This is a genomic window from Mesorhizobium sp. M1A.T.Ca.IN.004.03.1.1 (assembly GCF_003997555.1).
In the GTDB taxonomy this organism is placed as follows: domain Bacteria; phylum Pseudomonadota; class Alphaproteobacteria; order Rhizobiales; family Rhizobiaceae; genus Mesorhizobium.
Genome location: NZ_RZTV01000007.1, coordinates 155,221 through 168,968, shown reverse-complemented (window position 1 = coordinate 168,968; position 13,748 = coordinate 155,221). Strand labels below are relative to the sequence as shown.

12 protein-coding genes are annotated in these 13,748 nt (G+C 63.6%); 4 read left to right on the top strand and 8 right to left on the bottom strand.

The features are described from left to right. Positions 1–27 precede the first annotated feature (27 nt). From EOD29_RS21920 to EOD29_RS21905, 3 genes are all read left to right on the top strand, one after another. On the top strand, positions 28–1,572 hold the full coding sequence (locus EOD29_RS21920) for a DegQ family serine endoprotease (RefSeq protein ID WP_095824378.1): 1,545 nt from the start codon (positions 28–30) through the stop codon (positions 1,570–1,572). Positions 1,573–2,200: 628 nt separating this feature from the next. Continuing rightward, positions 2,201–2,407 carry a DUF680 domain-containing protein gene (locus tag EOD29_RS21910; RefSeq protein ID WP_066996029.1) on the top strand — a complete coding sequence of 69 codons (207 nt, stop codon included), beginning with the start codon at positions 2,201–2,203 and terminating at the stop codon, positions 2,405–2,407. 146 nt (positions 2,408–2,553) lie between these two features. Next, the gene (locus EOD29_RS21905; RefSeq protein ID WP_066996024.1) at positions 2,554–2,784 is read left to right on the top strand and encodes a DUF680 domain-containing protein; all 231 of its coding nucleotides are present in this window, start codon (positions 2,554–2,556) and stop codon (positions 2,782–2,784) included. A gap of 105 nt (positions 2,785–2,889) precedes the next feature. On the opposite strand, the gene ugpC is transcribed toward EOD29_RS21905, so the two are convergent. The 5 genes from ugpC to EOD29_RS21880 all read right to left on the bottom strand — a co-directional run bounded on the left by ugpC (position 2,890) and on the right by EOD29_RS21880 (position 9,404). Continuing rightward, positions 2,890–4,002 carry a sn-glycerol-3-phosphate ABC transporter ATP-binding protein UgpC gene (gene ugpC / locus EOD29_RS21900; protein WP_066996021.1) on the bottom strand — a complete coding sequence of 371 codons (1,113 nt, stop codon included), beginning with the start codon at positions 4,000–4,002 and terminating at the stop codon, positions 2,890–2,892. 32 nt (positions 4,003–4,034) lie between these two features. Further along, positions 4,035–5,699 carry an alpha-glucosidase gene (locus tag EOD29_RS21895; protein WP_127247842.1) on the bottom strand — a complete coding sequence of 555 codons (1,665 nt, stop codon included), beginning with the start codon at positions 5,697–5,699 and terminating at the stop codon, positions 4,035–4,037. Positions 5,700–5,703: 4 nt separating this feature from the next. Beyond that, positions 5,704–6,858, bottom strand: a complete 1,155-nt coding sequence (locus tag EOD29_RS21890) for a carbohydrate ABC transporter permease (protein ID WP_067324093.1) — start codon at positions 6,856–6,858, stop codon at positions 5,704–5,706. 1 nt (position 6,859) lies between these two features. Continuing rightward, on the bottom strand, positions 6,860–7,873 hold the full coding sequence (locus tag EOD29_RS21885) for a sugar ABC transporter permease (RefSeq protein WP_066996012.1): 1,014 nt from the start codon (positions 7,871–7,873) through the stop codon (positions 6,860–6,862). A 175-nt stretch (positions 7,874–8,048) separates the two neighbouring features. Further along, entirely contained in the window at positions 8,049–9,404 is a 1,356-nt protein-coding gene (locus tag EOD29_RS21880) for an ABC transporter substrate-binding protein (RefSeq protein ID WP_066996009.1), read from the bottom strand. Between the two features lie 362 nt (positions 9,405–9,766). Here EOD29_RS21880 and EOD29_RS21875 point away from each other — a divergent pair, with 362 nt between their 5' ends. Beyond that, complete coding sequence (locus EOD29_RS21875) at positions 9,767–10,789, top strand: substrate-binding domain-containing protein (RefSeq protein WP_127247840.1); 1,023 nt, start codon at positions 9,767–9,769, stop codon at positions 10,787–10,789. A gap of 229 nt (positions 10,790–11,018) precedes the next feature. On the opposite strand, the gene EOD29_RS21870 is transcribed toward EOD29_RS21875, so the two are convergent. From EOD29_RS21870 to EOD29_RS21860, 3 genes are read right to left on the bottom strand one after another with little or no spacing between them, the layout of a single operon-like run. Next, complete coding sequence (locus tag EOD29_RS21870) at positions 11,019–12,449, bottom strand: S8 family serine peptidase (RefSeq protein WP_127247838.1); 1,431 nt, start codon at positions 12,447–12,449, stop codon at positions 11,019–11,021. Continuing rightward, positions 12,439–13,107, bottom strand: a complete 669-nt coding sequence (locus tag EOD29_RS21865) for an anti-sigma factor (RefSeq protein WP_127247836.1) — start codon at positions 13,105–13,107, stop codon at positions 12,439–12,441. The genes EOD29_RS21870 and EOD29_RS21865 overlap by 11 nt, the downstream gene beginning before the upstream one ends. Continuing rightward, a complete protein-coding gene (locus tag EOD29_RS21860; protein ID WP_067324697.1) occupies positions 13,104–13,670 on the bottom strand; it encodes a sigma-70 family RNA polymerase sigma factor in 567 nt (188 codons plus the stop codon). The genes EOD29_RS21865 and EOD29_RS21860 overlap by 4 nt, the downstream gene beginning before the upstream one ends. Positions 13,671–13,748: the final 78 nt, after the last annotated feature.

Here is a 13,748-nt window from a genome sequence, read left to right as displayed (position 1 = left end):
TCAACTCTCGCCCGGACAGAAACGACCATGTCACCATTTAGCATTCTTCGCAGACATCGCGTCGCGGCCCTGCTGGGCGCTGCGCTGATCATCTCCCCCGTCGTTGTTTCCTTTGCGCAAAATCCCGGCAATGCCGGCCTGAGCAACGTGGTCGCGACGACACAGACGCCGGTCGCCGGCATTACCGCCCCGAACGGCTCGTTCGCGCCGGTTGTCGCCACCACCAAGCCGGCAGTCGTGACCGTGACGACCGTGATGAAAGCCCAGCCCGGCGCGACGGACGACGGCTCGCCTTTCGACGGCAATTCGCCCTTCGACCAGTATTTCCAGCAGTTCTTCGGCGACCAGGGCATCCCGATGCCCAAGACGCCGCCGCAGCAGGCGCCGCGGCAGGAGGCTTTGGGCTCCGGCTTCATCGTCGGGTCCGATGGCACCATCGTCACCAACAACCACGTCATCGACGGCGCGACCTCGATCAAGGTGACGCTCGACGACGGCACCGAGCTTCCCGCCAAGCTCGTCGGCCACGACGCAAAGAACGATCTGGCGGTGCTCAAGGTCAAGGCGAGCAAGCCGCTGCCGACCGTCAAATGGGGCGATTCCGACAAGCTGATGACCGGCGACCAGGTGCTGGCGATCGGCAATCCGTTCGGCATCGGCACCACGGTCACCGCCGGCATCGTCTCGGCGCGCGGCCGCGACCTGCACAGCGGGCCGTTCGACGATTTCATCCAGATCGACGCGCCGATCAACCACGGCAATTCCGGCGGCCCGCTTGTCGACGTGAAGGGCGATGTGGTCGGCATCAACACGGCGATCTATTCGCCCAATGGCGGCAGCGTCGGCGTCGGCTTCGCCATTCCTTCGGACCAGGCGCAAAAAGTGGTCGACAAGCTTATGAAGGGCGGTGACATCGAATACGGCTATCTTGGCGTGCAGATCCAGCCGGTCACGCAGGACGTCGCCAGCGCCATCGGCCTCGACCATCCGGGCGGCGCGCTGGTCGCGGCGGTCACCGAGGGCTCGCCGGCGGCCAAGGCCGGCATCGAGACCGGCGACGTCATCACCGGCTTCGCCGGCCAGGAGATCAAGGACCCCAAGGATCTGTCGCGCGCCGTCGCCGACGTCTCGCCCGGCAGCAAGGAAACGCTGAATGTCTGGCGCAACGGCAAGGCGATGCAGATCTCGGCCGATGTCGGCCGCAATGCCGAAGACCAGAAGACCGCCTCGAACGGCGAAGGAGGCAAGCCATCGGCCGAACAGGGCCTGCGCGTGCCCTCGCTCGGCCTTGGCCTTACGGACCTCACGCCGGACATCCGGGAGCAGCTCAACCTGGCCGACAACCAGCGCGGCGCCGTGGTCGAGCGCGTCAACCCGGACAAGGCGGCCTCCGCGGCCGGCATTGAACCCGGCGATGTCATCGTCGCCGTCGACCGCACGCCGGTGAAAAACGCAAGGCAAGCGAACCAGGCGATCGCCGAGGCCGGCAAGTCCGGCAGGAAGTCGGTGCTGCTGCTGGTCGATCGCGGCGACGCGCAGATATTCGTCGCCGTGCCTTTCGCCGCCGGCTGAGAAAACTTCCAAGGAGCCTGCCGGCCTCTTCGGCAGGTTCCGCCGACAAGATTTCGGTTGCCCGCAAACGAGGTCGACTTCCGCGACGAGTTGATTGAACCGGACGATCGTCGCGACGGCTTCGATCTGGTGCTGACGCTGACGCGCGAGCAGGCTCGGCGCCCGGCCGGCGCGATCCTTCCAGATCGGAGAGAAGGTCTTCAGACGACGCTGCGCCCAGAGTTGCCGACGCCTTTGACCCCGTGGACGCCAAGGCTTCCGAATCGACCCGGCAGGTCCAAGATGGTTAAGCGGTATCGGAAAGTGACTATTAGGAGATTCTAAAATCGAACCGAACAGTTCGTTTCTGTTGACGGTGCGTGCAGGACGGGGTGAACACTCGGCGCGCGTATACACTTGGTGAGCCAAATGGATAAATGCGATAACCAACTGATTCAACAGTGTAAAAACCGATCGTGGCGGGGCGATTGGTACAATTTCAAGATGGGGATTCATGGGCCAGCCGAAACAACTTCGTGATTGGAATCCGGCAGCCGGCTCACCCACATCGGGGCTGTCCGAACGACGCGATTTTCACTCCCAAGACACGCCGCTAGACGGACGAAAAAAACATACTGGAGTACCAAAAATGAAAAAGATTGTTCTCACTGCCGCCGCCCTTCTGGCCATTTCCGGCAGCGCCTTCGCTGGTAGCGACAACTACGGTTCCAACGCCGCCAATCAGCCGGCCGCCGCGGTCGACACTTCTCGCACGGCCTCGACCCACAGGTCGGAAGCGGCCGCTCAGAAGCCCGTCACCCAGGGCGCGGACCACAACCTCTTCGGCAACAACTAAACTGCCGAACCTGGCAATGATCCATGAGGGGCCATGGCCGACAGGAGACAGACGCTGGGTTCACCCGCCGCGTCCCAAGGCATGTCGCCCAAAAGTGTACCCCAGTTTTGGAAACGACATCAGGTTAAGAATTCAGGAGTATTGAAATGAAGAAGATCGTTCTTGCCGCAACGGCCGTTCTGGCCCTCTCCGGCGCAGCTTTCGCAGGCAGCGACAATTACGGCTCGGCTGGCGCCAGCCAGCAGGCCCCTGCCGTCGACACGACCCGCACTTCGTCGGTGGGCACCGACTCGCCGGTCTATAAGCTGCTGAACTCGTCGAATGACGTGCACAAGTCGGCCCCGCAGGGCAGCGACCGCAATCTGTTCGGCCGCTAACAGCCGCAAGCAGTTGACGAAAAAGGAGCGGCGAGGCCAAACCTCGCCGCTCTTTCTTTATCCGGACCGACTCGTGCCTCATGGCCGAAACGGCAGCACCGAGCGTCAGGCCGCCTTCGCCTCGTCGCGATGCAGCGTGAAGGAATGCCCCTCCGCGTCGAAGATGTGCAGATCCCCGGCGCCGGCATTGAGCCGCAGCGTCTCGCCGCGCTTGACCTCGACATTTCCCGGCAGTTTGGCCACCAGCGGCAGATCGGCGCGGCCGATGTCGACATAGACGAGCTGAACCTCGCCGAGCTGCTCGATATAATCGACCTTGCCTTCGAACAGGTAATCCGTCCCGGTCGCGATCGCGAGATCCTCGGGCCGCACGCCGAAGCTCACCGCCGCGCCGTTCGCCGAAGCGGGCGTTGTGATCGGCACCGTCGCCTTGCGGTCGCCGACATGGCTGACCACGGTCGGATTGCCGGCCTTCTCGATCTTCGCCGGCAATATGTTCATGGCCGGCGATCCGATGAACTGCGCGACGAAGAGATTGCCCGGCCGCTTGTAGAGCTCCATCGGCGTGCCGACCTGCTCGACGACGCCTTCCTTCAGCACCACGATGCGGTCCGCCAGCGTCATCGCCTCGACCTGGTCGTGCGTGACGTAGATCATCGTCGTGTTCGGCATCGATTCTTTCAGCTTGGCGATCTCGATGCGGGTGGCGACGCGCAGTGCCGCATCGAGATTCGACAGCGGCTCGTCGAAGAGGAACACCTTCGGATTGCGCACAATGGCACGGCCGATGGCGACGCGCTGGCGCTGGCCGCCCGACATCGCCTTGGGCAGGCGGTCGAGATACTTGGTGAGCTGCAGGATCTCGGCCGCCTGGCGCACGCGCTTGTCGATCTCGGCCTTGCTTTCCTTACCGATCTTCATCGAGAAGGCCATGTTGTCGTAAACGGTCATATGCGGATAGAGCGCATAGGACTGGAACACCATGGCGATGCCCCGCTTCGAAGGCGGCACGTCGTTCACAACTTCGCCGTCGATCTGGAGCACGCCGGAGGTGATTTCCTCGAGACCGGCAATCGACCTCAGCAAGGTCGACTTGCCGCAGCCCGACGGCCCGACGAACACGATGAACTCGCCCGATTTGATGTCGAGGTCGATGCCGTGGAGAATGTTGAGGTTGCCGTATGATTTCTTCACCTGGTTCAGCGTGACATCGGCCATGGTTTCCTCTCCAGTGATTGTCTGTTCTCAACTCAGTCGATCCGCCCGAACCAGGCACCATAGCCGCCAAGGCGGATGGGCCCGGTGCCACCTTGTCCCGAAAAGCCGTGTCCCGGCAAGGGCTGCAGCGAGCCCTTGCCGAGATCAACTTCGGCCGGCTTGCTGCCGAGGTTGAAGACGCAGGCGATGCGCTCGTTGCCTTCGCGGCGCGTGAAGGCGACGGTGTCGCCATCGCTTTCGATAAAGTCGATTTCGCCCTTGCCCAGCGCCGGATGCTGACGCCGGAAGGCGAGAAAGCGCCGGTAATGCTCGAGCAGCGAGCCCGGATCGCCCTGCTGCACATTCACGGCTTGCGCCAGATGCTTGCCGGGCACCGGCAGCCAGGGCTTGGCGGTCGAGAAGCCGCCATTCTTGGCCGCCGCATCCCACACCATCGGCGTGCGGCAGCCGTCGCGGCCCTTGAATTCCGGCCAGAAACGGATGCCGTAGGGGTCTTGCAGGTCCTCGAATTTGAGTTCCGCCTCGCCGAGGCCGAGCTCTTCGCCCTGATAGATGCAGACCGAGCCGCGCAGCGACATCAACAGCGCCGAGATCACCTTGAGATAAGCGCTCGGGTCCGCTTCGTTGGCGGCCCAGCGCGAGGCCACGCGCATCACGTCATGATTGGAGAAGGCCCAGCACGACCAGCCGTCGCTGGCGACCCGGCCGAAAGCCTCCAGTACCGCCCGCACCTTGGCGGCGCTGATCTTCTCCGGTGCCAGGAAGTCGAAGGAATAGCACATGTGAACGCGCTTGCCGTCGGCGGTGTAGGCGGCCACCACTTCCAGCCCGCGCTGCGAATCCCCGACCTCGCCGACGGCGGCTTGCGCCGGATATTCGTCGAGCAGCGCGCGGAAGCGCTCAAGGAAACCGAGATTCTCCGGCCGGCTCTTGTCGTAGATATGGTCCTGGTAATTGTAGGGGTTCACGGCCGGCGCCGTCTGGTCGTTGCGCTCTTCCGGCGGCAGCGGCGGGTTGTCCTCCAGCCCCAGGCTGTGGAAGTAGAAATTGATGGTGTCGAGCCGAAAGCCGTCGACGCCGCGCTCCAGCCAGAAGCGGGTGATGTTGAGTAGCGCGTCCTGGACCTCGGCGTTGTGGAAGTTGAGATCGGGCTGCTCGGCCAGGAAATTATGCATGTAATATTGCTGGCGGCTTGTATCCCATTGCCAGGCCGAGCCGCCGAAGATCGACAGCCAGTTGTTGGGCGGCGTGCCGTCGGGCTTGGCGTCCGCCCACACATACCAGTCGGCTTTCGGATTGGTCCGGCTGGAGCGGCTTTCATTGAACCAGGGGTGGATGTCGGCGGTGTGCGACAGCACCTCGTCGATCATCACCTTGAGGCCCAACCGATGGGCTTCCGCCACCAGCGCGTCGAAGTCGGCCAGCGTGCCGAACATCGGATCGACGTCGCAATAGTCCGACACGTCGTAGCCGAAATCCTTCATCGGCGATTTGAAGAAGGGCGAGATCCAGATGGCGTCGACGCCGAGCCAGGCGATGTAGGGCAGCCGCCGGACAATGCCTTGCAGGTCGCCGATGCCGTCGCCGTTCGAGTCCTGATAAGAGCGCGGATAGATCTGGTAGATCACCGCGCCCCGCCACCAGTCGCGGTCTACGGCGGGGTCCGGTCTCGAACTCGTCTTCAAAGCCGATTGCATTGTCTCAACCTCCTTTCACCGAGCCGGCAAGCAGCCCGCGGACGAAATAGCGCTGCAGTGAGAAGAACACGATCAGCGGCACGATGATGGTGATGAAGGCCGATGTCGTGAGGATTTCCCAATTGCCGCCTCTCGAGCCGAGCAGCGCGTTGAGTTGCGCCGTCAGCACGATCTGGTCGGGCGCCGTGCCGAGGAAAACCATCGCCACCAACAGATCGTTCCACACCCACAGGAATTGAAAGATGGCGAAGGAGGCAAGCACCGGGAATGACAGCGGCAGCACGATCTTGACGAAGATCTCGAAATCGCTGGCGCCGTCGATCCGTGCCGATTCCATGATCTCGCGCGGCAGGCCGGCGATATAGCTTCTAAGCAGGTAGATGGCGAAGGGCAGGCCGAAGCCGGTATGCGCCAGCCAGATGCCGAGATAGGTTTTCGACGGCACACCGAAGAAGGTCCCGACGCCGTTGTAGAGCTTGAGCAGCGGGATCAGCGACATCTGCAGCGGCACCACGAGCAGGCCGATGATCACCGCAATCAGCAGCGCCCTTCCGGGAAAGCGCATCCAGGCCAACGCATAGGCGGCGAAGGCCGCGATCAGGATCGGGATCACCGTCGCCGGAATGGTCACGGTCAGCGAGTTCATGAAGGAGCGGCCGATACCTTGCGACAGAAGCACGTTCTCGTAGTTTTCCGTGGTGAATTTCGGCGGCGCCGAGGAGGCATAATAGACACGCTGGCCGCGATCGCCTTCGAAGGGCTTCGGCGAAGACAGCACGAACGTGCCGTCGGCGTTGACCTGCAGCGACACCCCATCGCCGAGATCGGCAGCCGTGCCGGCCTTGTATTGTGTCGGCGCCGCCGCCTTGGTGCCGAAGGCGCTGATCGCACGCTTGGCGCCGTCGCCGAAGACGTTGCCTTCGATGACGTATTTGCCGTCCTTCTGGGTTTGTGCGGACGCAGCCGGCAGACGCCCAGCCTCGGTCTGGCTGGAGCTTGAGAAGGAGTTCCACCAACCCGACGCGATGATCTGGTCCTTGTCGCGCAGCGACGACACGAGGATGCCGAGTGTCGGGATGGTCCAGATGACGACGAAGACCAGCACGGCGAGATGAACGCCGAATCGGCCGACGAAGGACTTTCCGCGGGTCGCAGCCATCTCAGTGTCCTCCCGTCTCTTTGTTGGCCTGGCGAATGTTCCAGACCATGATCGGGATGACCGCGATCATGATGATGATGGCGATCGTGGCACCGCGGCCGAAATCGCCGCCGCCGCGGAACATCCAGTCGAACATCAGATTGGCGAGCACCTGGCTGTTCCATTGGCCGTTGGTCATGGTCAGCACGATGTCGAACACTTTCAGCACCAGGATGGTGATGGTGGTCCAGACAACTGCGATCGTCCCCCAGATCTGCGGCACCATGATCTTCCAGAAGATCTGGAACGGGTTGGCGCCGTCGATCACGGCCGCCTCCAGCGTCTCTTCCGGAATGCCGCGCAAGGCCGACGACAGGATCACCATGGCGAACCCTGTCTGGATCCAGATCAGGATCACCATCAGGAAGAAATTGTTCCAGAACGGCAGCGATATCCAGACCTGCGGCTGGCCGCCGAAATACTGGATGATGGCGTTGAGCAGGCCGATCTGCACCTGCCCCTCGCCGCGATACTCGTAGATGAATTTCCAGATCACGCTGGCGCCGACGAAAGAGATCGCCAGCGGCAGGAAGATCAGGCTCTTGGCGATCGTCCCCCACCAGATCTTGTCGGTGAGCACGGCGATGATCAGGCCGAGGAAGGTGCAGGCCGCCGGCACCACCGCCAGCCATAGGATGTTGTTGAAAATCGAGTTGCGGAAATCCTGGTCGCTGAACGCCCATTGGTAGTTGGCGAGGCCGACGAAGTGCTCGCCGCCGCGGTCGAGAAAAGAGAGCCGCAGCGTCTCGATCACCGGATAGATCAGATAGATGGTCAGGATGATCATCGCCGGCCCGACGAACAGCCATGGCCGCACCAGCCCTTGCCGGCGCAGATTGTCGACGGCGGCGCTGCCGGAGACGCCGCGCGACGGAAAGATGAGATCGAGCAGCTTGTTGGCGCCCCAGAAATACGCGACACAGCCGCCGACGCCGATGATGATGACGAATATGGCCGAGAAAATCTGAGCCGCCATGGGTCCCTCTCCCTGGGCATGACCGGCCGGCCAAGGCTGGCAGCCGCATGCGCCGACTTTCAGTTATTCGGAACGCGAAGGCTTCCGGCGTGCGTTGCCGGTCGGACCCGGGCCGTAGCCCGGATCCAGTAGGAGGATGAGGAAAGTCTCGGGTCGCGCGCGGCGGCCTCTCTGCTTACTTGATGGCATCCCAGCTCTTCTGGATATCGGCGGCGACGTCCTGGGCGGACTTGCCGCCGACCAGGTCGATCATGCCGGTCCAGAAGGAGCCTGCGCCGACCTTGCCGGGCATCAGGTCCGAGCCGTCGAAACGCACCGTGGTGGCCCCGACCAGGATCTCGCCCTGCTTCTTCAGCGCGTCGCTGCCATAGGCGTCCTTGTTGGCTCCTTTGAAGGGCGTGACGAAGCTCTTCTGCGCCATCCACAATTCATGCGCGAGCGGCATCTCGAGGAACTTGATGAACTCACGCGAAGCCTTGGAATCCTTGGTGATCATCACCAGCGTTCCGGCCACTTCCAGCGGCGTGCCCAGTTCCGGCTTCGAGGCATAGGGCGGGTAGGGGAAGAAGTCCGCATCCTGGCCGAGCTTCACATTCTCCGGGAAGAACGAAGGAATGAACGATGCCTGATGGTGCATGTAGCACTTCGGCGGCACCGTAAAGAGGCCCTTCGGGCTGTCGCGGAAGTCGGTTGCGGCGACTGCCTTGGCACCGCCGTCGACCATCTTGTCGTCGGTTGCGATCTTGCCGAAGATGTCGAGGGCGTTGACCACGGCCGGATCGGTGAAGGGAATCTCGTTCTTCACCCATTTGTCGTAGACTTCCGGCGGCTGGGTGCGCAGCATGATGTCCTCGACCCAGTCGGTCGCCGGCCAGCCGGTGGCGCCGCCCGAACCCAGGCCGATGCACCAGGGCTTGCCGCCGTCGGCAATGATCTTCTTTTCGAGATCGGCCAGTTCCTCCTGAGTCTTCGGAACTTTGTAGCCTGCCTCCTCGAAATTATCTGGCGAGTACCAGACCAGACCTTTCACGTCGATCTTGTAGGGAAAGGCATAGAAGCCCGGCTTGCCGTCCTTGCCCGTATAGGTGCCGAGCTTGGCCCAGGAGTCGCCGGCGGCATAATTTTCCTTGATCCAGGCGGCGACGTCGTCGCCCAGCGGGGTCAGCACACCCTTGGAAGCGAGATCCTGGATCAGTCCCGGCTGTGGCAGGATGGCGATGTTGGGCGGGCTGCCGGCCTGTGTGTCGATGACGATCTGCTGCTCATAATTCTCGGACGAGGAGTATTTGACCTCCGCTCCCGTCGCCTCGGAGAAATAGTCGAGCACCGAACGCACGAGCGTCTCGTCCTCGCCGCGCCACGGACCGAAGATGGTCAGCGTTTCGCCCTTGAGGTCGACCTTTTTGAGATCGTCGTAATTCGCCCAATGAAACTTCGAATCCTCGCCCGGCTTGAATTTCAGTTCGGCATGTGCCGGCAGGCCAAGGGTGAGCGCAGCGAACGCAGCACCCAAGAGAAGCATTTTCTTCATGGCAGTCCTCCCAGTGTTGAGACAGTTCGGACGAAACCTCCATCTCGTCCGCCGACGCCCACGGAACTGTGACTCAGCGAGAAGGCAACCGCAACCTTTCGAAGAGTCTTCCAAAGCGCTTTGGCTAAATCTGATCTCGCCATTGAATCATGCGGAAGTCAAGAGGTCGGCCGTGCTAATCGATTTAAACCCGCTTGCGAGTGAAGGAAAAAGTGCAATGCAGCAAGCTTTTTTGGCGCTGCAGCAGCAATTTCGGCTTCAAACTGCCTGTGGCGGCCCCTAAGGTCATGACGTTCCGACGACGGTGCCAGCGATCCTCGGATCGATTCAAATTGAAAGCGCTTTGAGGCTGGAGGCCCTCGATGAACCTCAAGCAACTCTCGCACATGCTGTCGCTTTCGCAAACCACGGTAAGCCGGGCGCTGAACGGCTACCCGGAGGTCAGCGAGGAGACGCGGCGTCGCGTGATGGATGCCGCTAAGCGCCACGGCTACCGGCCGAACCCCAGCGCGAGGCGGCTGGCCACCGGCAAATCGGGAATGATCGGCTATGTGCTGCCGACCGGCAACGCCGTCGACATCGATCCGCATTTCGTCGAGTTTCTTTCGGGTCTCGGCGACTATGCCCGCTCGCACGAGCTCGATCTGGTGCTCTCGCCGGCCGACGCCGACGACCAGGAGACGACCTATCGGCGCATCGTCGCCAACCGGCAGGTCGACGCCGTCTACATTTCCTCGCCACGCCCGGCCGACCGCCGGCTGGCGCTGGTCAACACGCTGGACATCCCCTTCATCGTCCATGGCCGCAGCGAGGGCTTTGAGTTCGACTATCCCTATCTCGATATCGACAACGAGGGCGCCTTCCACGAAGCGGCCAGGCTTCTCGTCCAGCTCGGCCACAAGCGGCTGGCGCTGATCAACGGCGATGACCGCGAGACCTTCGCCATCCATCGCGAGCGCGGCGTGCGCCGGGCGCTTGCCGCCAGCGGACTGACACTGGGCGAGCGCCACATCTGTTCCACGACCATGACCGAGGAAAATGGCTATCGCGCCGCCCGCCGCCTGCTCGAAGAAAGCGGAGCCCCGACGGCGATCGTCTGCTCCAGTCTCATCATGGCGCTCGGCGTCGTCCGCGCCGTGCGCGATCTCGGCCTGACCATTCCGGGCGATCTGTCGCTGGTCGCCCATGACGACGTCTTTCCCTGGCTGCGGCCGGAGAATTTCCCGGTGCCGCTGTCGACCACGCGCTCCTCGATCCGCCTTGCCGGCGCGCGTGTTGCCGAGCGGTTGGCGGCGCGCATATCAGGGCTGGAAGAGGGCGCGCGCGGCGAGGTCTGGCCGGTCGATCTGGTGGTGCGGGGGTCGGTGGCCGGCGCGCCGGTGTAGGTATCGTGTTCCGACAGACGAGACGCGTTGAGTTCCGTCGCACCCCCCTCTGTCCTGCCGGACATCTCCCCCGCAAGGGGGGAGATTGGACGTCGCAGCCGTATTCGCCAATACTCGACTTTGAGGAGCGGGGTCGGCGCTGAAACTGCTGATCTCCCCCCTTGCGGGGGAGATGGCCGGCAGGCCAGAGGGGGGTGCTGTCCCGCCGGCGCCACAGATTTTCGGGAGCCTATTTCTTCGCAGCCCCAGCTGCTTTTATATCCAACAGCCCATAGCCGAAGTCATTGTCCCGCCCCTTCGGGCCGAGATCCTTGGCCGTGGCCGCCAGCGCCTTCTCGATCTCATCGGCCGAGCGGTCGGGCGCGGCATGGATCAGGTTGGCGATCGCGCCTGAGACGATCGCGGCGGCGAAGGAGGTGCCGGTCACCACGTCCGAGCCGGTGCCGCTCGGCGCAACCATCTCAACGCCCGGCGCCGAGAGGAAGACATAGGCGCCGCGATTGGCTTGCGGCATCAGCCCGTCCTTGGCGTCGGTCGCGGTGACCGCGATGACCCCGTCGAAGGCTGCCGGATAGCCGTAAGGCGCTTTCGGCCCGTTGTTGCCGGCCGCTGCGACCAGCACCATGCCGAGCGCGCGCGCATTGCGGCAGGCGGTGCCGAGGAGGTCGTTCTTCGGCCCGACGAAGCTCATATTGATGATGCGCACGTCCTGTTCCGCCGCCCAGTCGAGCGCCGACAGGATGACATCCATACTCGACTTGCCGCCCTCGAAGGCCCGTGCGTGATAGATCTTGGCGCCCGGCGCGATGCCTTCCAGCGCGCCGACGCCGGCGATCAGCCCGTCGACGGAGGTGCCGTGGTCGCGCTTCTTGATCGGCACGTTCGGCATGGCGTCGAACTGACCGGCGATCACGCCTTTCAGTGCTGGGTTTGTATCGTCGATGCCGGTGTCGATGACGGCAATGCGCACGTTCTCGCCGCTCGCCTGTTTCGAATCGAGCGCGATGCGCTCGAAGGCATAGTTCACGATGCCGGCGGCCTGCTGCAGCGAATAGATGTGGTTGGGCTCACGCCGCTGCGTACGCCCGTCGGCGGCAAGCTGCGCCAGCACGACGCCGACCGGCCGTCCGTCCGGAATGCCGTAGCGCACCAGCGTTGTGCCGAGCAGCCGCGACTGGCGCTGCGAGCGCACCTGAAGGCCCAAGGTGGTGGCGATCTGCTGCACCGCGCCGGCATCGCCGGCGACCGTCACCAGCACCTCGTCGGGCACGAACTCGCCACTGACCGCACGCGGCGGCGCGGCGAGATTGAGCCCGGTAGGCGGTGTGATGGGGCCGCTTGGCGGCGGAGCGGGCGCCGCTGTGCTTGTTGGGCTCTTTGGGGGCGCCGGCTGCGTTGGCGCAGGCGTCGGCCGTGCAGGCGGATTCGGGAACAGGTCGACGATCAGCGACGGCAGGAACACGGCGCCGCCGACGGCATTGCCCGCGCCGGATTGCCCGCCGCCGTCCTTGTCGCAGTCAGCGCCGGCCGCCGTCGTGCGGCTGAGGCAGTCGATCTGCTTTTGCGAGAGGTTCGGATCGTTGGTCTGCGCAACGGCGCGAGCGCCTACAAATGTCGCCGCGAGGATTGCCGCATGAAGAACGACCGCCTTAGCCGCCATCGACCGGTTTCCTTCCCTGCACCACAGCTTCCGCGAAAGGCTGGGCGGCAATAAGGCCGACGAGCTTGTCGTAGTCGGCCGCCGTGCTGGCCGGGATTGTCACGTGAAACAGATCGTCGGCGGTCGGCCCGCCGGCGATCTTCAGCCCGTTCTGCCCAAGGAAGGCGGCGATATCCGACATCCTGGCATCCGGCTTGAACTTGACCAGGGCGAAGGGCAGGTTTGCTAGATCATCCTGAGCGCCGGCGATTTCAAAGTCGTTGCGCTTGCCGCCCGGCCGCTCGAAAGACTGCGCGACGACCAGTGCAAGCAGCGCCGCGGCCGCCGCCCAAGCGACACCCGACGGGATTGCCGTGACCCGGCCGAAGACCTTCGCCAGCCATGACTGGCCGGGGGGCGTGCGCGCCGGACCGGCCTCGGCGTCGAGCGCCCTTGCAAAGCGGGAGAGCGCGTCGGCCGGCGGTCGGATCGCCTCGTTGGCGGCGGCGGTGCCGGAGAATTCGGCTTCCGCCTCGCCGAGCGCGGCCATCGCCGCAGGATCGGAGGCCAGCCATTCCTCGACGGCTTCGAGTTCTGCGCCTTCCAGCGAACCGTTGAGGTAAAACGGCAGCAACGTCTCCATCTCGTCGCGGCGCGACATCTTTTCAGCGGCGCTCATGGCCACCCCCTGTCGTAACCGGCCGCCTTGAGGGCCTCACCGAGTTTCTTGCGGGCGTAGAACATCCTGGTCTTGACAGTGGCAACCGGGATGTTGAGCACCTCGCCGATCTCGGTCACCGACTGGCCATGGTAATAGGCAAGGTCGATCACCGTGCGGTGTTCCTCCGGCAAGGCATCGACAAAGCGGCGCAAGGCGGCGGCCTTGTCTTCCTTCATGGTGACCACTTCCGGCGTGTCGGCGCTGTCGGGAACCTGCGCCGCGTCATCGTCGTCGATCCAGTCTTCCTTCTTCTTGCGCAGCAAGGACAGTGCCTTGAAGCGGGCGATGCCGAGCAGCCAGGTCGAGACTTCGGAGCGGCCTTCGAAGCTCGGCGCTTGGCGCCACAGCTCGAGAAAGACCTCGTTGGTGATATCATCGGCCATCATTTCCGATCCCGTCTGGCGCGCCACGAAACGGTAGATCCGCGCGTGGTGACGCATGAACAGGAGCCGCACGGCGGCCCGGTCGCCCTTCGCGACCCGGTCTACAAGCGCGCGATCGGTTTCGGTCGCCGCGTTCATGGCCGGTCGAGCCGCCTGGCTCCTCGTGGCTCTGTCGCTGGTCGGTCCAAAAAGGTTCATCCTCCGCCAAGGAATTTT